The following is an 18,221-nucleotide window of genomic DNA, read 5'->3' as shown; positions in this document are numbered from 1 at the left end:
CTATGGACTTACAACAATGACCGCCCGAATATGGGCATAGGCGGCATGACCCCCGCCCAGAAACTGAAAATGGCCGCGTAAGTTCTACAGCCGCACCCCATTAGAAATGGGGGGATTACCCCCCCAATTATGAATGGACGATCAATTCAGTCGTTCATAGCAACACACGTGAAAGTTCACTAGACTTAGAGGCGTGCTTGAATGCAACTGCGTTCGCCTAAAGATGACCAGAAGTAGTCCGTGATTTCAAGTGAACCCTTGCAGTGTGGTCAGCATTAACGGCACCGAACTGAGAGGTAGCGCAATTCTGAAATGGCAGGAAGACCGCAAAGTCGAAGGGTATTAAATCGCCCATGGCAAACCAATGCAGAACGGATTTTTCCAAAGCTTCAATGGACGTATGACAGATGAATGCCCGAACGAGCACCTATTCGATAAACTGGGCCTGCCCGCAATCTAGTGGCGGCATAGTGCATCGCGACAACTAACACCGCCCGCATTCCAGCCTCGCTGGCATGTCACCAGCTGGATATGTTAACAGACCAAAGAAAGGCCAAACCTGAGCTGGACTAACTCACATTAGCGGCCACTTAGGGGAACAGGTCATTCAGTATACATGTGTATTTATGTTTATCGCATGATGCTACTTGGTTATGAATTTCCTGGGAACGGTTTTGACTCCCCACATAAGGATTCGCCTTTAGGGCAACCGATCATCAAGATTTTTTCTATTCCAAAAAGTCTGTGTTTTCTTCAAATTCATCGCTTGACCTTATCCAAACATTTACCTAAACAGCCATTCAGTATGGCGGAGTAGCTCAGTTGGTTAGAGCAGCGGAATCATAATCCGCGTGCCGGGGGTTCAAGTCCCTCCTCCGCTACCAAAACTTCAATAGTTTACCAAATAAAACCACCACCTTAATAGAAATGCGAATTGGCTTTGAACCCGCATTGTATCCAACAATGTGATTCATTTTTTCTTAAGCCACCCTGAGACAAACCTAATGATCTGAATTAAGGTCAAATCCTACATTGTAGAGGAGATTTTCCAGCGCGCTTACTTGACCGTTTGGAATTAGGGAAACACTACCTACGAATTGGCAATTGAAACGAATACTCCAAAAAAGATGACTGATCATTTGTGCATTCGTCCTGCTCCCACATTGGACTTAGGCAAATTGAAAGAAGGCCTGCTCTGTAAACGAAGTGGTTATCGAGTGGCAAAATATCAGAGGCCGGATTCGGAACTGCTTTCACTTGTACGCCATTTCTAAACACCATCAGGGCCGTTCTTCGCCATCACAAAATTGCTTCGCGGGCGACACTAACTACACTTAATTCATAGCAACATGAACGTCATCCAAAGAGCCATCTGAACCAAATTGTACGCCCATGGAAATGCCGTAAGCGCTCCACCATCCACTAAGCTGTTTTTGAAAAAAACTTTTCCGAGCGGTGAAACCTCTTTGTATAAAGACATCGTCGCGTTCAACGAATGGCCAATCCGGGGATGTCCGTCGTCAGTTTTTTTTGGAACCAAGAGCTACCTAAACTAAGAGGGAATTCGGCTCATCTGGTTGGTCTCATTATCCGGCGCGCTAGCGGTGATGCAAGCGCCGCGCTTCGAGCGATTTACGCTTGATCCTTTTACTTTGTTGTAGAATGTGTTTGTCGCGTCGGAAGTAGCCGTCGGCGGGTTAGACTTTGTTCAGACTCTCACCCCTCTCTAGTGATGCATGCGCCACCAGCTGGTCAAGGAGGATCGCTAGCGCGCGACAAAGGTTTCGATTTGAGCTTTGAGATCGCCGGGCAGGAAGTGATGCTCTAGCAGAATGCTATTCTTCAGATCTGATGCATCAGCACCCAATAATCACCACGCCCATCACTGATCCGCTGTGCAGTAATTCCGTAAGGAAACTTTGCGTTGACGCCCTCAGCGACCCAAGTGAAACGGACATACTGAGAGGGTACAGAAGTGTTGGACGGATGTCAGTCTGATAGCGTGAACAAGATTGACCCCAAAGCAAGAACGGGGAGCTTACATCGAGGATTTGCAAAAAAAAGATGGCGGCCGCATTCGCAACTAAACGGGAAAATCCCCTGGGCATTTCAACGAAGCGCGGCCTAACATGCGAGGGGAGACGGGATCCTTTGCACGACGAATCCAACCTTATTAATGGCTAGACGGGCGGTGCGTTGTAGGAACATGTGGCGCTTGCGTCACAGCTTTTGCACTGGCATAAAGAAGCCAATCGAACGAGACAAGTTTTCTGCTTGTTAAGAACAATCTCAGTTCCAATACCCTGACGAAGGGCACGTTATATATGACGACGACTGCAATCACCGGAGAGCCGTTTATAACGACGACACCCCCCGAAATCTCGGGGCCTCATTCGGGGTTTTACTTGTCCGGTGATGACATCAACCGGAACCATCGTCGTTTTGGATTGTACGATAAACAGCTTAACGCGCTTCCCAATAGTGACGTTATTTCAGCGCAACTCATGACCACATCTCAAGCCCAAGTCGATGTTCCTACCGACGTGAAAACGATATCTGATCCGGTCCTATTTGCTGGCCTTATTACCGAACAATTTGGTCATATTTTACTTAATTCGATAGGGCGACTTTGGGCCCTTAGTAATTTGCCTGAAAATACCAGGATTGTTTTTCTCCCCAAAAGGAAATCCAATCGAAAACTCTACCCACATATCCAACCTATCTTGGACGCCTTTGGCATAAAAAACGAATTTATCATCTCAAAGGGCCCCTTTTTCTTCGAGGAGATCTATACATCTGCGGATTTGTTTGGAGAGCGGTTTAGCGGGTATGGCACGAAACACTTCTTTGAATGGATCGATCAAAAGTTTCCGACAAAAGGGCCTGTGATCAAGGGTCGAAAAATCTATGTAACCCGCTCTAATTTCGGCCCGAAATACGGACGCTTTGCTTGTGAAGAGCACCTTGAAAAACTACTCCAAGCACAGGGGTATGAAGTTTTTGCACCTGAACAACACAGCATAACTAAGCAGGTACAAACCTTTCAAAGTGCAGAGAAATTAATCTTTGCAGAATCTTCGTCGCTGCATTTGTACTCGCTGATATGCAGAAGGTTTCAACAGGTTGCGATCATCAACAGACGCGAGAAATTACCTGATTTGATAAGCAACCAACTTTACTCCCGCCCCGGCCCTAGAATCTCGATCATCAACTCCATATCGGATATTTATTGGCCCCCAATCCGGTCTGACCATTTGTCTGTGTCCCTGTTGGATTTTAACACGCTTCAAGAAAGACTGGTGGCAGAAGCCCTCATTGATCCGAAAATCGCATGGGCTTCCCCCTCACAGGAGGAACAGGAGCGATCGTTACGTGCCGGAGTTTTACCGGACCAAAAAATGCTAAACGCTGACGAACGTTCCGAGTTTCTTGCAGAAATTCGACGAAATCGAAAAAAAGCTTAGGGCGATACAAATTCTGGTTTGGCGACCGAATCTACAGAAAGTCGCACCTTATCAAATATCCCGTACCCGCCGTCGACAAAGCTTTCACATGGTGTGTATGAGAAGGTTTCATTGAATTTGGAGACGCCATATTCTTCCAGAGTAAGATCCTGCCACTCCGAAACGATTTCATCATATTTTGAATGCAATACTTTGGATTCTGGGTTCAGATTATGCACAAAAACGAGGCCGGTTGGTTTGCATCCCATCACGGTAATTTTGAGGTCAGGTCTATGCTTTTTGAGGATCGGAATAAGTTTCCAAACATCCCCAGTCCATGCATCTCGTGGTGCATTCTCGACATCTCTCGTTGTCATTTCAAATGAGAACGGACAGCAATCATGAAGTGCAATAACGCCACCCGGCAATGAGTTTTTTTCTGTGTTCATGAAATCCCGCAGGAGAAATTCCATCAAATGCATCCCGTCCAAAAAACTAAAACTTAGCTTCACGCCAATGGATTCCAATAGTCCGCTAGCAAAAAAATCGTCACTTTTTTTCTGAAGCAGGAGCAGGGCTGGTTTTTCTGAAATTACATCATTTTTAATTCTAAAAAATGGGTCAACGGCGATCGTTTTGCCCCGTACCGCGGCAAAACTTCGACCAGTTCGACACCCGACCTCCATGTACCATTCAAATGTCATGCTTTGATGCAGACGAGCCAAAAAGCGCGTATAGGGTACGTCGGTCGAAATATTGAACATGTATATTCCTAGATTTGAAGGAAAGGGCGTCGTCGCCCCTTTTACCGCAAGTGCACCTTCACTTCCACTGACTTTAAGTGTTGTATTTCCAGTATCTTTTCCGGACTAGAAGAGATCATCCCAAACGATGGATTTCGGTGATAAAGACGTAACCACCGACTGTGATGTGTTGGCTTAGTTTTTCTGATCTCGATCGATAGTGTTCAGGTCAAACGCAGCCAAGCTTGCGCGTATACTGTGAGGCTATCCACTTGTTTTGACGGCGCGACTACATCCGGCGAAGGTATCGCATTAGAGGCCCCGCACAAAAGCGCGGCCCCAATGCTCGTGCCAGTCGCCGAATGACTTCGAAAGATCGGGCGGCCCGTTGCGGCACCCAACATGTCGAGGAAATATGGGTTACGCGCGAAGGGGCCCTCAACAATAGTTGGCCCTTTGGCCCCCGTGAGGCCAAGGCAGGTTTGCGTCATGAGGGCTAGATAATAGGACAGTGCAATCGCCCGCACCCCTGAACCTTCAGCGGGTTCACCGCCATGCCACTGCATTTCATGCCCTTGATACGGCCCGCTTTGGATTTCAACGGCCGGCAGCAACTTGATCCCGCCTGACAACACGGTTTGCTCGTCGCTTTCGGACGCCTCGAAGGGGTGCCCGTTCTGAATTAGTTCGAATTCTCGCCCCCCCATGAAGCGCGCAGAAGGTACCATATCTCCGAGAGCATTCACATTGATCAGGGTGTCGCGGCTGGGATCATTGGCAAAACTCCCCCCCCCGACGGACATCGCAATCACCCATGTGCCCGTTGAAACAACCGAAAATGGGGCCTTTTGCGTTAGTAAATGCGGATACAAAGAAGCATTTGAATCGTGAATGCCACAGACCACGGGGGTGCTGGCTGGTAGGCCAGTGACCATCGCGATTTCAGGCAGAAGCGTGCCCAGAACGTCGCCGGATTTATGCACGGGCGCAATTTTTTGTTCGATACCAAGTCGCTGTGGGAGGTCAGAAAACTGCGATTCATGCGGGTTCCATAGGTCCGTGTGGCAGCCGATGGACGTCACATCATTCGCCACGACACCAGTAAGCCGATGTCCCCAATATTGTGGATACCCAACGATATGCGCCGTACGCGCGTTTAAATCTAGGTCCTGAGAAAACTGATAAAGGAGTTGCGCGCCAACGTTCAGCCCGTGAGCCAAGCGCGGCGATCCAGTTTGCGAGAAGGGGGGGCGCAAGGCATCATACCGCGCCGAAATTTCCGCAGGGATCGGATGTTCGTAATCAAGAATGGGTGCTGCCAAGGCGCCCTGAGCATCGAGCAATGCGGCACACGCCCCGTGGGTTGTGACCGAAATCGCGCCCACACCGTGTTCACGATGAAACGACTTGAGCGCGGCCAGCAGGAATTCCCAATGCCCTTCGGTATCAAAATGCGCCCAAGGCGGCCCCGCCAGAACGGTATTGGGGCGGGTGACAACAGCAATTTCTTTTAGGGTCGAAAGATCAACAAGCGCCAGTTTCGCGTTGGTCTTGCCAATATCGATAACGGCTATGTGGCGCGGTTTCGTCATTGCATGTGAAACAACATTGGGAGGGGCGTGGCAACTGGTGCGCCGCCCTGCTCTGTCTCCATTATATCCGCCATATGCGCCCACCATTTTTGCATCACGGGATGGTCCGCAAGCGCGCCCATTCCATGCCCGTCGGAGCGAAGGAGTATTCCAATCAACAGGTTGGTTTCCGCATCAAAATGGATGCTATAGTCGCTCACCCCTGCCTCGTGCAAAAGCGCGACAAGCTCGGGCCAAATGGCATCGTGGCGGCGCTGATACTCGTTCGCCATTCCCACGTTTAGACGCATCCGAAAAACATACCGTTCGCTCATCGTTTCTTCGCCCTTGCGGCCATAGTCCATAGCCGCGGCAATGCAATTACACCGATCAGAAGCAGGCCGATGAATATCGACATGACGATGCCTGGCACATTCAACAGGCCCAGCCCAAAGGTGACAAGCCCCATGACGAAAGCCGCAATAACAACACCGGGAATGGAGCCAGACCCACCAAGGATATTGACACCGCCAAGAACAACCATGGTGACCACCTCAAGCTCCATCCCCTGCGCGATACTTGGGCGGGTAGACCCAAGGCGGGACGTGAGGCAAATCGCGGCCACGCCCGACATCAATCCCGTAAGCAGGAACAGGATGAACTTCACCCGTTGCACGCGAATGCCGCTAAAGAGTGCGCCAGTAGGATTGTTACCAATGGCATAAACCGAGCGACCAAAGCTGGTTTTATGCAGCAACACGCCATAGATCACCGCAATGATAACGAAGAACAGCATCTCGACCGTGAAGACCCAATATATATACCCCTGCCCAAACCATGCGAAGCTTGTGGGGTAGCCGCGAAAGGCGTCGTCGCCCAAAATAATATAGCTGATCCCGCGAAACAGGCTCATGGTGCCGATGGTCACAACAATCGACGGAAGGCCCAAAACGGTAACAAAAACCGCGTTGAACGCCCCGCACAAAAGCCCGACCGTCAAGCCAATCGCCACCAGTTCAGGCGTTCCAGCCCCGTGTTGAACCGCCAAGCCCATTGCCGTACTTGCAAGGGCAATGATGGAGGCCACCGAAAGATCAATCTCCCCTGCGATAATCAACAGGGCCATTGCAAAAGCGATCATCGCCTTTTCGGTGAAATTGAACGTTGCATCGCTCAGGTTCCAAGCGTTCAGAAAATAGGGCGAGGTAAAGCTGTTGACCACAAAAATGGCGACTGCAACGGCAAGCAGGAGGCTTTCCCAACTCCGGAACGTGCGAAAAGCGCGGCTGTTCAGGCGGTCGGGGATATTGCGCAGGGGCGCTAACGTATCACTCATGTGGATTTCTCCGCTGATTTGAGGATGATGCGGCCTTTGGTGCGGCCCGCACTGGCGTTGAAGGCCACGGCGATCAGGATGGCGCTACCGGAAATGGCCAACTGCCAGAACGGAGAGATATTGACGACAGGAAGCGCGTTTTTCACGACCCCCAAAAAGAGGGCTCCCAAAACGGCACCGCCGACCGAGCCGATCCCACCCGCAATCGAAATGCCGCCGATCACGCAAGCGGCCACAACTTCGAGTTCAAACCCACCGGCGATATCCACATAGGCCACGGCATAACGCGCCACCCAAAGATACCCAGTGAGGCCAGCCAGTGCGCCGGAGATCACAAAGGCAAAAAACTGCGTTTTGCCCACGTTGATGCCAGTGTAAACGGCCGCGTGTGGATTCCCCCCCACGGCATAGATCGACCGACCTAAAGGCGTGCGCGACATCACCACAGCAAAGATCACGACGGCCACAATTGCAGCCCAAGAGAGGATTGGCAATCCAAGAATTTCAGCGCGCGGGAAGCCGGTAAAAGAGGCGCTCATCTCATGGGAATTGACCCATTTTCCGTCGGAAATCAAAAAAATCATGCCCCTAAAGATTGTCATTGTACCCAGTGTCACCACGATGGGCGGGATCGACAGTTTCCACACCAAGATACCGTTAATCGCCCCCATCAGCCCGCCAAGAAGGATGGCAATCGCAATGATCACTGGAATGGGCAGGTCGGGAAAAGCCACGTTGATCATTGCCACGGCCATACCTGTGAGCGCAAGATTTGCCGCGACCGAGAGGTCGATGCAACGGGTCAAGATAACGACCATTTGGCCCAAGGCCAGTATGATCAACGGGGCGGTGTCATTGAAGACATTGGCAAGATTTGCAGGGGCGACAAAGCCACTAAATCGCGATGCGGCCAAGATAAGCAAGAGGCCAATGGCACCCGCTAGGATAGTTTCGCGCACGGGAATTTTACGAGATAGCATAGCCCTATGCCTCCTGATTTTGGGGTGCCGGAGAGATGCCAGCGGCATGACGTACGAGTGTTTCAGGGCGCAAGTCATCACCAGAAAGTTCCGTCGCAATCAGCCCGTCGCGCATTACGATCACACGGTCGGACATGCCAATCACTTCTGGGATTTCGGAACTGACCAAAATAACGGAAAGTCCCTGCGAGGCCAATTCCGCCATGAATTCATGCACCGCCGCTTTTGACCCGATGTCGATACCTTTGGTGGGTTCATCAAGGATGATGACCTGTGGCTGAGTGGCGAGCCATTTCGCAATGACCACCTTTTGTTGGTTCCCGCCAGAGAGATTACCCACGTCTTGATCCAGTGAGGCCGCCCGCAGATCGAGCCGTTCTGCATATTCACGTGCCAGTTTGAATTCCTCGGCGAGTTGCAAAAAGCCATTTCGTGAAGTGCGTTTGAGCGACGGTAACGTGATGTTTTGGAAAATTGGCAGGCCGATCACTGCGCCCTGTTTGCCGCGATCTTCGGGCACATAAACGATCCCGTTGGCGACCGCATCCGCAGGCGAGCGGATGACGCGAATTTTGCCATTGATTTTGCACACACCCTTGGTGGGTTTTGTAATACCGAACAGCGACTGCATAAACTCCGAGCGCCCTGCCCCCACAAGCCCGTAGAACCCAAGAATTTCGCCACGCTTGAGGGAGAAACCGATATCGTCAAATTCCGTTGGATGCGCATATCCAACCACCTGCAAAACTTCCTCGCCGACATCGTGTTTGCGGTCAGGAAAAATCTGTTCCACAGGGCGACCAACCATCATTTTGACCAGCGCATTTTCGTCGATGTCAGAGATCAGTCCGTCGCCCACAAATGTCCCGTCACGAAACACGGTATAACGGTCGGCAATGCGGAAAATTTCATCAAATTTGTGGCTGATAAACAGGATCGCTTTACCTTGGGATTTGAGCGTTTCAACCAGCTCATACAACTCCTCAATCTCTTTATGAGAGAGGGCCGCTGTGGGTTCGTCCATAATCACAACACGCGCGTCAACAGAAAGAGCACGGGCGATGGCCACAAGGTGTTTGCTCGCAATTCCGAGGTCGCGGAGCTGTGCATTGGTGCTGAAAAGTGCGCCGATTTCGTCGAGGAGTATTTGCGCCGCACGTTGCATTTCGGCCTTGTCGATCAGGCCAAATTTTGTGCGCGGTGCGTGGCCGATGAAGATGTTTTCAGCCACCGACAACTCATCAAACAACACGGTTTCTTGGTGGATCGCCGTAATGCCAGCGTCGGACGCCGCATTTGGGCTGCTGAAGGTAATCGGTTCGCCGTTGATGCGGATTGTGCCGCCATCCGGTTGATAAATACCTGTCAAAATCTTGACGGTCGTGGATTTTCCAGCGCCGTTTTCCCCAACAAGAGCCGTCACTTGACCCGGATAAAGATCAAGGGTGACCTGATCCAATGCTTTCACGCCCGGAAAGGTTTTGGTGATGGCATCCATTGAGACAACGGGCGTATTGGCTGGTGCTGCACGCTCTGTCATGTCGGCACTCTTTCGGAAATGAAGGGGGTTTTTGAAAGGGTCTGGCGCAGGACACCCGCACCAGACCAGATTATGCAAGCAATCTTAGAAGATCGACTTGAAGGCTTCGATGTTGCTGGCGTCGTAAACAAACGGATCAGCCATCGCGCCTTCGTTGGCGTCATCAAGTGTCAAATTGCCCATGCGGCCCATGGGGATTTCCGCGCCGGGAGCAGCGACAACGCCATTTTGGCTCAACTCATAGGCCAACATTGTTGCGGAATAGCCCAGATCGATTGGGTTCCAAATCGCGAAGGATTGCGACGCGCCGCTTTCGATGGCTCCGGCCATTTCCGACGGCAAGCCAAGGCCGGTTACGTTCACTTGGCCAACTTTTCCTGCGTCAACCACAGCTTGTGCGGCTGCAACGATGCCAACAGATGTTGGCGCAATGATTGCGTCGAGGTCAGGATAGGATTGCATAAGGCCTGTGGCCTCGCGGTAGGATTTATCAGCAAGGTCATCGCCGTAAACCGTAGCAACAACTTCGATGCCCGTATAGTCGCCCATAACTTTGTTCATCTCTTCCATCCAGATATTTTGGTTGGTCGATGTTGTCGTAGCCGAAAGCAGTGCAACTTCACCGCCATCAGGCAAGTGATCTGCAGCTAGCTTGATGATCATATTGCCGATCAAAGGGTTCGAGGATGGGTTGAGGTGCAATTGACGCCCCTCTGCTGCCACGCCGGAATCCCAGCTGATGACGGTGATTCCACGGTCCATGGCGCGCTTTAATGCAGGCACAAGGGCGTCGGTATCATTCGCGGAGATTGCAATCGCGTCGACATTCTGCGCGATCAACGCATTAATGACCTCAATTTGGCCTTCGGCTGTTGTGTCTGTTGGGCCCGTATAGATGATCTCGACATTGCCAAGCTCGTCGGCGGCCTCTTGAGCGCCTTCTGCGGCAGCTTCGAAAAAGCCGATACCGAGCGCCTTGACGACCAGTGCGATTCGAACATTTTCCGCAGCCATTACGGGGCTTGCGAACATTGCTGAGACAATAACCGCCGAAGCAGCTAGTTTCTTAAGTACACTCATGGTTTCCTCCCTTAAGAGTGGTTAAATTGGGCAAGCTATGAAGCCACCCCTTCTTTTTGCGCCGTCCCCGAGGGCACGACGATTAGTGTCACATCCGCCGCCTCCAACATCGCCGCCGTGCGGTCGTCGATGCCGTCGTCTGTGATGAGAGTATCGATCCGTTTCAGCGGGCAAAGCACAAGGCTGGAACGGTTTGCGAATTTGGAACTATCGACCAGAACGATCAATTCGTCCGCCTGTCCGATCAGTTTTTGTTCAGCTTGGATAAGCAAGGGGTCTTGCTCCATCAAACCGAGTGGGCCGATGCCCTGCGCCCCCATAAACATACGGCGCGCATAAAAATTACGTGTCACGTCGTTGTCAAAAGGCGACAAAACGATATTTTGCTCACGGTAGATTATTCCCCCCGAAAGCATCACCGTATTGCGCGAATTCTTTAGCAAATGTTCCGCAATGGAGAAGGAGTTAGTAAAGACCTGCATCCGCCGTGACGCTAACGGATGCACCATCTGAAACGTGGTTGTTCCCCCGTTAATGATGATCGGCTCTCCGTCTTCGCAAAGGTCCACCGCCGCTGCCGCGATTGCTTGTTTGGCCGCGTTGTTCATCGTTTCATTCACGGAATAGGGGCGACCGGAAAGGCCCACAAAGGGAGCCGCCGTTAGAGCTTCGGCCCCGCCCCGTACACGGCGCAAACGCTTTTGTTCATCGAGTGTATTGATGTCCCGACGCACGGTTGCCTCAGAGGCTCCCGTCAAGGCGCACAGATCAACAACGGTCAGCAATGACCGATCTTGAACGGCGGATAGGATAACGCGGTGACGGTCTTTCTCGTGCATACTTCTTCCCCTTTGGGTTGCTCTAACGTTCGGCGAGTCGCGACTAATTGTCAATCATTAATTATCATAATCAATCATTCTGCACTGCAGCATGATTGATTATGACTGAAAGTGATTGACCTGAGTGCTACTTCCCGTCAGATTACCCTCAAGTAATCAACTCTTTTCCTGTCGTCCATGGAGACAACAATGACCAAAAGCACCGACCTTCAACGCCTTGAAAACAAATGGGATGCAGAGCACGCCGCAAAAATGAGCGAGCCAGAAAAACTGCTCTATCGCTCCAATCTTTTGGGGTCGGACAAAAGAATCACCAATTACGGTGGCGGCAATACTTCCGCGAAAGTTATGCAAAAAGATCCGCTCACAGGCGATATGGCCGAGGTGCTTTGGGTCAAGGGCTCTGGGGGCGATGTTGGCTCAATCAAGATGGATGGGTTTTCGACCCTCTATATGGAAAAGCTGAATGCATTGCGTGGTATCTATCGCGGCGTGGAGTTTGAGGATGAAATGGTCGGTCTCCTGCCCCATTGCACGTTCAACCTGAACCCGCGCGCGGCCAGCATCGACACACCGTTGCATGCGTATGTCCCAGCTAAACACGTCGATCACATGCACCCCGATGCAATCATCGCGATTGCCGCGGCCAAAGACAGCAAAGCACTGACACAGAAGGTTTTTGGGGATAGCATCGGCTGGTTGCCATGGAAAAAACCTGGGTATGAATTGGGCCTTTGGCTCTCGGATTTCTGCGCCAAAAACCCTGATGCAAAGGGCGTGATTCTAGAGAGTCACGGGCTGTTCACATGGGCGGATGACGCTCGGGATTGCTACGATCTAACTCTTGAGATCATTCAAGCCGCGATGGATTGGTTCGCCAAGGAAACCGCGGGCAAGGCAGCCTTTGGGGGCGAAAAACACCGGAGCCTCAAGGCGGATCAACGCCGCGCAACAGCGGCGCGTTTGATGCCAGCCATTCGCGGCATGGTATCGGGCCAGCAGCATATGGTCGGCCATTTCACCGATAATGATGCGGTTTTGGAATTTGTAAACGCCATCGATATGGAGCGTTTGGCCGCCCTTGGAACCTCCTGCCCCGACCATTTCTTGCGCACAAAAATCTGCCCGCTTGTGGTCAACTTTGATCCAGCAAATCCCGATATCAACAGAACATTGGCTGGCTTGGAAGCTGCCGTGACAGAATACCGCGAGGGTTACAAAGCCTATTACGAACGGTGCAAACACGACAACAGCCCTGATCTGCGCGATCCAAATGCCGTGGTCTATCTTGTGCCCGGCGTTGGCATGATCACCTTCGCCAAAGACAAAGCAACGGCGCGGATTTCTGGCGAATTCTACGTCAATGCAATCAACGTAATGCGCGGCGCGGACGCGGTTTCTGAGTACCAAGGCCTACCCGAGCAAGAGGCCTTCGACATCGAGTATTGGCTGCTCGAAGAAGCCAAACTACAACGCATGCCTACACCGAAATCGCTGGCAGGACGGGTCGCCCTTGTAACGGGTGGCGCGGGGGGCATCGGATCAGCCACGGCGGAGCGGTATTTGCGCGAAGGCGCTTGCGTGATGCTGGCGGATATCGACGACGCAGCCTTAGCGGAAACCGCCGAGATCCTCACAGAGCGATACTCAAAAGATGTCGTGCGCACGGTCAATATGAACGTGACCGACGAGGCCGCAGTGATTGACGCCTATTCCACGATTGCGGCAGAATTTGGCGGCGTGGATATTCTGGTGTCAAACGCGGGAATCGCAAGTTCGGCCCCAATTGAGGAAACCACGCTCGAGCTTTGGAACAAGAACATGTCGATCCTTTCGACGGGGTATTTTCTTGTGAGCCGTGAAGCGTTCAACGTGTTCAACGTGCAGAAAATGGGGGGCGCGATTGTCTTTGTCGCCTCCAAGAACGGCTTGGCCGCTTCGCCCAATGCCTCGGCCTATTGCACCGCCAAAGCGTCCGAAATTCACCTCGCCCGCTGCTTGGCACTGGAAGGCGCGCCAAGCGGCATTCGAGTAAATGTTGTCAATCCAGACGCGGTTCTGAAAGGGTCCAAAATCTGGCAAGGCGATTGGCTCGATCAACGCGCAGACACTTACGGCACCGACAAAAGCGGGCTTGAGGAAATGTATCGCGAGCGTTCCATGCTCAAACGCTCAGTATTGCCTGAGGATATCGCCGAAGCCGCGTATTTCCTTGCCTCCGACCTTTCGTCCAAATCGACGGGCAATATCATCAATGTGGATGCTGGCAATGTCCAAGCCTTCACCCGCTAAAGGAGCAAATTTATGATCAAATCTGATATCATCGCCCAAGCAAACGATGCTGCAAACGAAAAACTCAAGGCAGATTACGACGCCCTTGGCGAAGCCCTTGATCGGCGCGGAATTGACATCGCAGCGATCAAATCCAAGGTTGCGAAATACGGCGTGGCCGTCCCGAGCTGGGGCGTTGGCACCGGCGGCACTCGCTTTGCGCGCTTTCCTGGAACGGGCGAGCCACGCGATATTTTCGACAAGCTTGATGATTGTGGCGTCATCCACCAACTTACCCGCGCCACCCCTTCTGTCTCGCTGCATTTCCCGTGGGATGCGCAGCCTGCGGCGGACCTCAATAGCAAGGCTGAGGAAGTTGGCCTGACGTTTGACGCAATGAATTCCAACACCTTTCAGGATCAGGAAAACCAACAGCATAGCTATAAGTTTGGTTCGCTTTCGCACACCGATGCTGCCACCCGTCAACAAGCCGTTGACCATAACATCGCCTGTATCGCCTTGGGACGTGAAATCGGGTCCAAAGCCCTGACGATCTGGGTTGGCGATGGTTCAAACTTCCCCGGCCAGACGAATTTCACCCGTCAATTTGAGCGCTACCTTGAGGCCACACGTCAGGTCTATAACGCGCTGCCCGAAGACTGGACCTTGCTGACCGAGCATAAAATGTACGAACCCGCGTTTTACTCGACGGTGGTACAGGATTGGGGCACGAACCTTTTGATCGCGCAACAGATGGGCGACAAAGCAAAATGCCTCGTTGATCTTGGCCACCACGCGCCGAACGTGAACATCGAAATGATTGTCGCGCGGTTGACGCAATTTGACAAACTTGGCGGCTTTCACTTCAACGACAGCAAATACGGCGATGACGATCTCGATACGGGAAGCATTGATCCTTACCGTTTGTTCCTTGTGTTCAACGAGTTGGTCGAAGCGGAAAACAATCCCGACTTCAACCCGATGCATATGCTCGATCAAAGCCATAATGTGACGGACCCAATTGAAAGCCTTATGGTTTCTGCCACCGAAGTTCAGCGCGCCTATGCGCAGGCGCTCTTGGTGGATCGGGCGGCGCTTGAGGGCTTCCAAGAAAGCAATGACGCGCTGATGGCAACCACAACTCTTAAGCATGGTTTCCGCACCGACGTAGAGCCAATTCTTGCAATGGCCCGTCTTGAAGCCGGAGGCGCAATCGATCCCGTTGCCGCCTACCGCGCCTCAAACTACCGCGCGCAAGTCTCGGCAATACGTCCACAAGTGAGTGGTGCAGGAGGCGGTATCGTCTAGAGAGAAGCGATCACATTGGGGAGGCATTGAAGGTAAACAATGTCTCGCCATTGATGGTGTAGCCATCGATCAACATTTTTGCATGCTCCCCCGTGAGCCACCCTTCCAATGTTTCCACCATGTCGGATTTAACGTGCGGATGCAATTCGGGGTTCACAGGGATATAGGCGTATTGATTGAATAAAGCGGGGTCGCCCGCGAACAGAAGTTCAAGATCCGCTTTGTTGCCAAAATTCAACCAGCTCGCGCGATCTGACATAACATAGGCGTCCATTCCCGCCGCAGTATTTAGCGTGGCCCCCATGCCAGACCCAAGCTCGCGGTACCAATCGCCGCCAGCCTTTAGGTCGACACCCGCACTCTCCCACAGGGATTGTTCCTTTTTATGGGTACCACTGTCGTCGCCTCGGCTCACAAAAATGTCCTCAGATGTCGCAATATTTTCGAGAACTGAGGTTGCGTCTTTTGCTTCTGCAATTTTGGCAGGGTCTGCCTTGGGACCAATAAAAACGAAGTCGTTGTACATGATTTCGCGGCGGTGTGTGCCATAGCCTTGCTCAAGGAATTTCTCCTCGGCACTGCGGGAGTGCACAAGGATCGCATCCACGTCTCCCGCCTCGCCCAAACGCAAGGCTTGCCCTGTTCCAACCACGAGTAATTCTACGTCAAAGCCAAGGTCTTCTTTGATCGCTGGCAGCAAAATATCGGACAGGCCGGAGTTGTGAAATGACGTCGTAACAGCCATCTTCATGCTGTCTGAAAATGCGGCGCTGGTTGTCAGTAAGAGGACAAGTCCCGAAGAAACGATGGGTTTCATTCTACAATATCTCCGTTTAAAAACATTTTGGTTTCAGTGTGTTTTGGTGTCGCATAAAACTGCGCGGCTGGGCCTGTTTCGTGAATCCGCCCCGACAACATGAATACAACATCCGTTGCTAGACGGCGTGACTGTCCCAAGTCATGGGTCGCCATCAGAATACGCGTGCCGGATGCGGCCGTGTCCAGAAGGATTTTTTCAATTTCGCGTGTCGCATGCCCATCTAGGCTGGCACAGGGTTCATCCAAAAAGAGCACTTCTGGACGCCGAATAAGCGCACGGGCAAGGGCCAGCTTTTGTTTTTCCCCGCCAGATAGGCGCGGCGCCTGTTGATCCAGTTTCGCGAGTAATCCAATGCGCGAGGCCCATTCTCGTGCGCGCTCCTTGGCCTCCGTTTTCGGAGTTTTGCACAGATCGAGAGGATACATAAGATTCTGCTCAACACTGCGACGCAGCATGATCGGGCTTTGGAAGACGAAGGACTGGGAATTTTCAGCGATCTCCACAGGTTGCGCCCAATTCACGCTCCCCTGTGATACGCGCTCAACGCCATGCATCAAGCGCAAAAACGTCGTTTTTCCAGCGCCATTTGGCCCCAATACTATCGTGATCCCATGGCCAGAAACTTCATGTGTCACGGGACCAATGAGGCGTTTTCCCTTACGCGAAACCACGGCCTCGTTAAGGTTTAACGGTAAAATAGACGTCACCATCGCCCCTCCCTTTCGGTGCGGGTCAGCCCGTGGATGGCAAGGTTTACCACCACAGCCAATCCGATCAAAACAAATCCAAGCCCCATTGCGAGCGCAAAATCGCCTTTCCCCGTTTCCAAAGCAATTGCCGTCGTGAGAACCCGCGTGACGTGGTCGATATTCCCGCCAACAATGATGATCGCACCGACTTCGCCAATGGCACGCCCAAATCCGGCAAGAGAGGCCGTCAACAAGGCGCGCCGGCCATCCCACAAAAGTGTCGCTATGCGCTGGCGTGGGGATGTGTTCATCGAGATCAGAAGATCGTGATATTCCGCCCAGAGTTCGCGCATGCTTTGATGCGCAATGGAGGCAATAAGGGGCGCGATGATAATCACTTGGGCGATGATCATCACCGTGGGCGTAAAGAGCAATCCGAGCACCCCAAGCGGCCCCGAACGTGAGAACAGCAAGTAGACAAACAGGCCGACCACGACGGGCGGGAGCCCCATAAGCGCGTTCAACATTGCGATCGCCGTGCGCCGCAATCGAAACCGACGAATTGCAAGCCACGTGCCAAAAGGCAAGGCAATAAGGGAGGCAATAAGCGTCGCGCTAAGCGAAACTTGAAGCGAGCGCAGAGTGATATCGACTAGGTCTTTGTCAAAGGTGATGAGCAAAAGCAAAGCCGCCTTCAACCCTTCAAAAATCTCCGTCATGCGTCACTACAACCTTACTACTCCCCAAAATACTGGGGGTTTTTCAACGTTGTCGCCCATTCAATGACAGTTTCAAAGCGATATCCACCCTTGGGCAGGAAAATTATCCGCCCAAAGGGAATTTTCTTTAGACTGAACGTGTGAGCCCACCATCAATCCGGAAATTTTGTCCAGTCGTATAGGCAGAGTCGTCGGACGCAAGATAGGCGATGAGGGCCGAGACTTCCTTGACCGAACCATAGCGACCCATTGGGATGCGCGCGCGGCGATCTTGGGTTTCGGGAAGGCTGTCGATGAAGCCTGGAAGTACATTATTCATCCGAACCTGATCGCCCGCATATTTGTCGGAAAATAACTTGGTGAAGGCCGCGAGGCCCGCACGAAAAACCCCAGAGGTCGGGAAAAGCGGATCGGGTTCGAACGCCGCGTAGGTTGAGATATTAATGATTGAGCCAGTTTTCTGGGACTGCATGATCGGCGTCACAAGACGTGTTGGACGGATCACATTCATCAAATACGCCTCCATCCCGAGGTGCCATTCATCGTCGCTGATATCCAAAATAGGTCCCTTTGGGCCGTGCCCCGCGGAATTAATGAGCACATCGATGCGGTCCCATTTAGCCATCGCTTGATCCACTAAGGATTGAAGCGCATCGCCGTCAAGATTGGAGCCTGTGACACCGACTCCGCCGAGTTCATTCGCCAAGGCTTCGCCTTTTCCCGAGGAGGACAGGATGCCGACGTGAAATCCCTGTTGGGACAAATGGCGCGCGGCGCCTGCTCCGATGCCGCTGCCGCCTGCTGTGATCAAGGCTACTTTTGAGTGTGTCATGGGGTAAGTCCTATTTGTTGGTTTGGACCGAGTATCGCGCGAGAAACACC

General features: G+C 52.3%; 16 protein-coding genes and 1 tRNA gene. 5 read left to right on the top strand and 12 right to left on the bottom strand.

Annotated features, from left to right (window positions below; all coding sequences use genetic code 11):
• Positions 1-346: 346 nt before the first annotated feature.
• The 3 genes from AB9F27_RS19660 (at position 347) to AB9F27_RS19650 (ending at position 3,464) form a co-directional block, all read left to right on the top strand.
• Positions 347-460, top strand: a complete 114-nt coding sequence (locus AB9F27_RS19660; protein WP_369758030.1) for an integrase core domain-containing protein — start codon at positions 347-349, stop codon at positions 458-460.
• A 347-nt stretch (positions 461-807) separates the two neighbouring features.
• Positions 808-884 (top strand) — tRNA-Met (locus tag AB9F27_RS19655).
• A gap of 1,440 nt (positions 885-2,324) precedes the next feature.
• Complete coding sequence (locus AB9F27_RS19650; RefSeq protein ID WP_335586497.1) at positions 2,325-3,464, top strand: glycosyltransferase 61 family protein; 1,140 nt, start codon at positions 2,325-2,327, stop codon at positions 3,462-3,464.
• Here the strand turns inward: AB9F27_RS19650 and AB9F27_RS19645 are convergent.
• The 8 genes from AB9F27_RS19645 to AB9F27_RS19610 form a co-directional block, all read right to left on the bottom strand.
• A complete protein-coding gene (locus tag AB9F27_RS19645; RefSeq protein ID WP_335586498.1) occupies positions 3,461-4,207 on the bottom strand; it encodes a hypothetical protein in 747 nt (248 codons plus the stop codon). The two genes, AB9F27_RS19650 and AB9F27_RS19645, sit on opposite strands and share 4 nt — an antisense overlap.
• A 203-nt stretch (positions 4,208-4,410) precedes the next feature.
• Positions 4,411-5,778: an FGGY-family carbohydrate kinase gene (locus tag AB9F27_RS19640; protein WP_335586499.1), complete on the bottom strand. Its 1,368-nt coding sequence runs from the start codon at positions 5,776-5,778 to the stop codon at positions 4,411-4,413.
• The gene (locus tag AB9F27_RS19635) at positions 5,775-6,092 is read right to left on the bottom strand and encodes an L-rhamnose mutarotase (RefSeq protein ID WP_335586500.1); all 318 of its coding nucleotides are present in this window, start codon (positions 6,090-6,092) and stop codon (positions 5,775-5,777) included. Before AB9F27_RS19635 ends, AB9F27_RS19640 begins: the two co-directional genes overlap by 4 nt.
• Entirely contained in the window at positions 6,089-7,093 is a 1,005-nt protein-coding gene (locus AB9F27_RS19630) for an ABC transporter permease (protein ID WP_039004490.1), read from the bottom strand. Before AB9F27_RS19630 ends, AB9F27_RS19635 begins: the two co-directional genes overlap by 4 nt.
• On the bottom strand, positions 7,090-8,073 hold the full coding sequence (locus AB9F27_RS19625) for an ABC transporter permease (RefSeq protein ID WP_039004491.1): 984 nt from the start codon (positions 8,071-8,073) through the stop codon (positions 7,090-7,092). The genes AB9F27_RS19630 and AB9F27_RS19625 overlap by 4 nt, the downstream gene beginning before the upstream one ends.
• Positions 8,074-8,077: 4 nt before the next feature.
• Positions 8,078-9,613, bottom strand: a complete 1,536-nt coding sequence (locus AB9F27_RS19620; protein ID WP_335586501.1) for a sugar ABC transporter ATP-binding protein — start codon at positions 9,611-9,613, stop codon at positions 8,078-8,080.
• An 84-nt stretch (positions 9,614-9,697) separates the two neighbouring features.
• Positions 9,698-10,693 (bottom strand): rhamnose ABC transporter substrate-binding protein, encoded by a 996-nt coding sequence (gene rhaS, locus AB9F27_RS19615; protein ID WP_335586502.1) that lies wholly within the window; start codon positions 10,691-10,693, stop codon positions 9,698-9,700.
• Positions 10,694-10,728: 35 nt separating this feature from the next.
• Entirely contained in the window at positions 10,729-11,532 is an 804-nt protein-coding gene (locus AB9F27_RS19610; protein ID WP_335586503.1) for a DeoR/GlpR family DNA-binding transcription regulator, read from the bottom strand.
• A gap of 189 nt (positions 11,533-11,721) precedes the next feature.
• Between AB9F27_RS19610 and AB9F27_RS19605 the strand changes: the two genes are divergently transcribed.
• Both AB9F27_RS19605 and rhaI read left to right on the top strand, forming a co-directional pair.
• Complete coding sequence (locus AB9F27_RS19605; protein ID WP_335586504.1) at positions 11,722-13,824, top strand: bifunctional rhamnulose-1-phosphate aldolase/short-chain dehydrogenase; 2,103 nt, start codon at positions 11,722-11,724, stop codon at positions 13,822-13,824.
• Positions 13,825-13,836: 12 nt separating this feature from the next.
• Positions 13,837-15,111 carry an L-rhamnose catabolism isomerase gene (gene rhaI / locus AB9F27_RS19600; RefSeq protein ID WP_335586505.1) on the top strand — a complete coding sequence of 425 codons (1,275 nt, stop codon included), beginning with the start codon at positions 13,837-13,839 and terminating at the stop codon, positions 15,109-15,111.
• A gap of 10 nt (positions 15,112-15,121) precedes the next feature.
• Here rhaI and AB9F27_RS19595 read toward each other — a convergent pair whose 3' ends face one another.
• The 4 genes from AB9F27_RS19595 to AB9F27_RS19580 form a co-directional block, all read right to left on the bottom strand.
• The gene (locus AB9F27_RS19595; RefSeq protein WP_335586506.1) at positions 15,122-15,928 is read right to left on the bottom strand and encodes a substrate-binding domain-containing protein; all 807 of its coding nucleotides are present in this window, start codon (positions 15,926-15,928) and stop codon (positions 15,122-15,124) included.
• On the bottom strand, positions 15,925-16,641 hold the full coding sequence (locus AB9F27_RS19590) for an ATP-binding cassette domain-containing protein (protein ID WP_335586507.1): 717 nt from the start codon (positions 16,639-16,641) through the stop codon (positions 15,925-15,927). The genes AB9F27_RS19595 and AB9F27_RS19590 overlap by 4 nt, the downstream gene beginning before the upstream one ends.
• Positions 16,635-17,339: an ABC transporter permease gene (locus AB9F27_RS19585; RefSeq protein WP_369758029.1), complete on the bottom strand. Its 705-nt coding sequence runs from the start codon at positions 17,337-17,339 to the stop codon at positions 16,635-16,637. The genes AB9F27_RS19590 and AB9F27_RS19585 overlap by 7 nt, the downstream gene beginning before the upstream one ends.
• A gap of 127 nt (positions 17,340-17,466) precedes the next feature.
• Entirely contained in the window at positions 17,467-18,171 is a 705-nt protein-coding gene (locus AB9F27_RS19580; protein WP_335586509.1) for an SDR family oxidoreductase, read from the bottom strand.
• Positions 18,172-18,221: the final 50 nt, after the last annotated feature.

Source organism: Falsihalocynthiibacter sp. CO-5D18 (assembly GCF_041205445.1).
In the GTDB taxonomy this organism is placed as follows: Bacteria; Pseudomonadota; Alphaproteobacteria; order Rhodobacterales; family Rhodobacteraceae; genus Falsihalocynthiibacter; species Falsihalocynthiibacter arcticus.
Note: the sequence above shows the minus strand (reverse complement) of the source record. Positions and strands in the feature narration are given on the sequence as shown.

Bases quoted from the DNA above. Each gene is read 5' to 3' on its own strand.
- AB9F27_RS19590 (WP_335586507.1), bottom strand. From the start codon at position 16,641: ATGGTGACGTCTATTTTACCGTTAAACCTTAACGAGGCCGTGGTTTCG.
- AB9F27_RS19650 (WP_335586497.1), top strand. From the start codon at position 2,325: ATGACGACGACTGCAATCACCGGAGAGCCGTTTATAACGACGACACCC.
- AB9F27_RS19585 (WP_369758029.1), bottom strand. From the start codon at position 17,339: ATGACGGAGATTTTTGAAGGGTTGAAGGCGGCTTTGCTTTTGCTCATC.
- AB9F27_RS19625 (WP_039004491.1), bottom strand. From the start codon at position 8,073: ATGCTATCTCGTAAAATTCCCGTGCGCGAAACTATCCTAGCGGGTGCC.
- AB9F27_RS19640 (WP_335586499.1), bottom strand. From the start codon at position 5,778: ATGACGAAACCGCGCCACATAGCCGTTATCGATATTGGCAAGACCAAC.
- AB9F27_RS19610 (WP_335586503.1), bottom strand. From the start codon at position 11,532: ATGCACGAGAAAGACCGTCACCGCGTTATCCTATCCGCCGTTCAAGAT.
- AB9F27_RS19635 (WP_335586500.1), bottom strand. From the start codon at position 6,092: ATGAGCGAACGGTATGTTTTTCGGATGCGTCTAAACGTGGGAATGGCG.
- AB9F27_RS19645 (WP_335586498.1), bottom strand. From the start codon at position 4,207: ATGTTCAATATTTCGACCGACGTACCCTATACGCGCTTTTTGGCTCGT.
- rhaS (WP_335586502.1), bottom strand. From the start codon at position 10,693: ATGAGTGTACTTAAGAAACTAGCTGCTTCGGCGGTTATTGTCTCAGCA.
- AB9F27_RS19630 (WP_039004490.1), bottom strand. From the start codon at position 7,093: ATGAGTGATACGTTAGCGCCCCTGCGCAATATCCCCGACCGCCTGAAC.
- AB9F27_RS19595 (WP_335586506.1), bottom strand. From the start codon at position 15,928: ATGAAACCCATCGTTTCTTCGGGACTTGTCCTCTTACTGACAACCAGC.
- rhaI (WP_335586505.1), top strand. From the start codon at position 13,837: ATGATCAAATCTGATATCATCGCCCAAGCAAACGATGCTGCAAACGAA.
- AB9F27_RS19620 (WP_335586501.1), bottom strand. From the start codon at position 9,613: ATGACAGAGCGTGCAGCACCAGCCAATACGCCCGTTGTCTCAATGGAT.
- AB9F27_RS19605 (WP_335586504.1), top strand. From the start codon at position 11,722: ATGACCAAAAGCACCGACCTTCAACGCCTTGAAAACAAATGGGATGCA.
- AB9F27_RS19580 (WP_335586509.1), bottom strand. From the start codon at position 18,171: ATGACACACTCAAAAGTAGCCTTGATCACAGCAGGCGGCAGCGGCATC.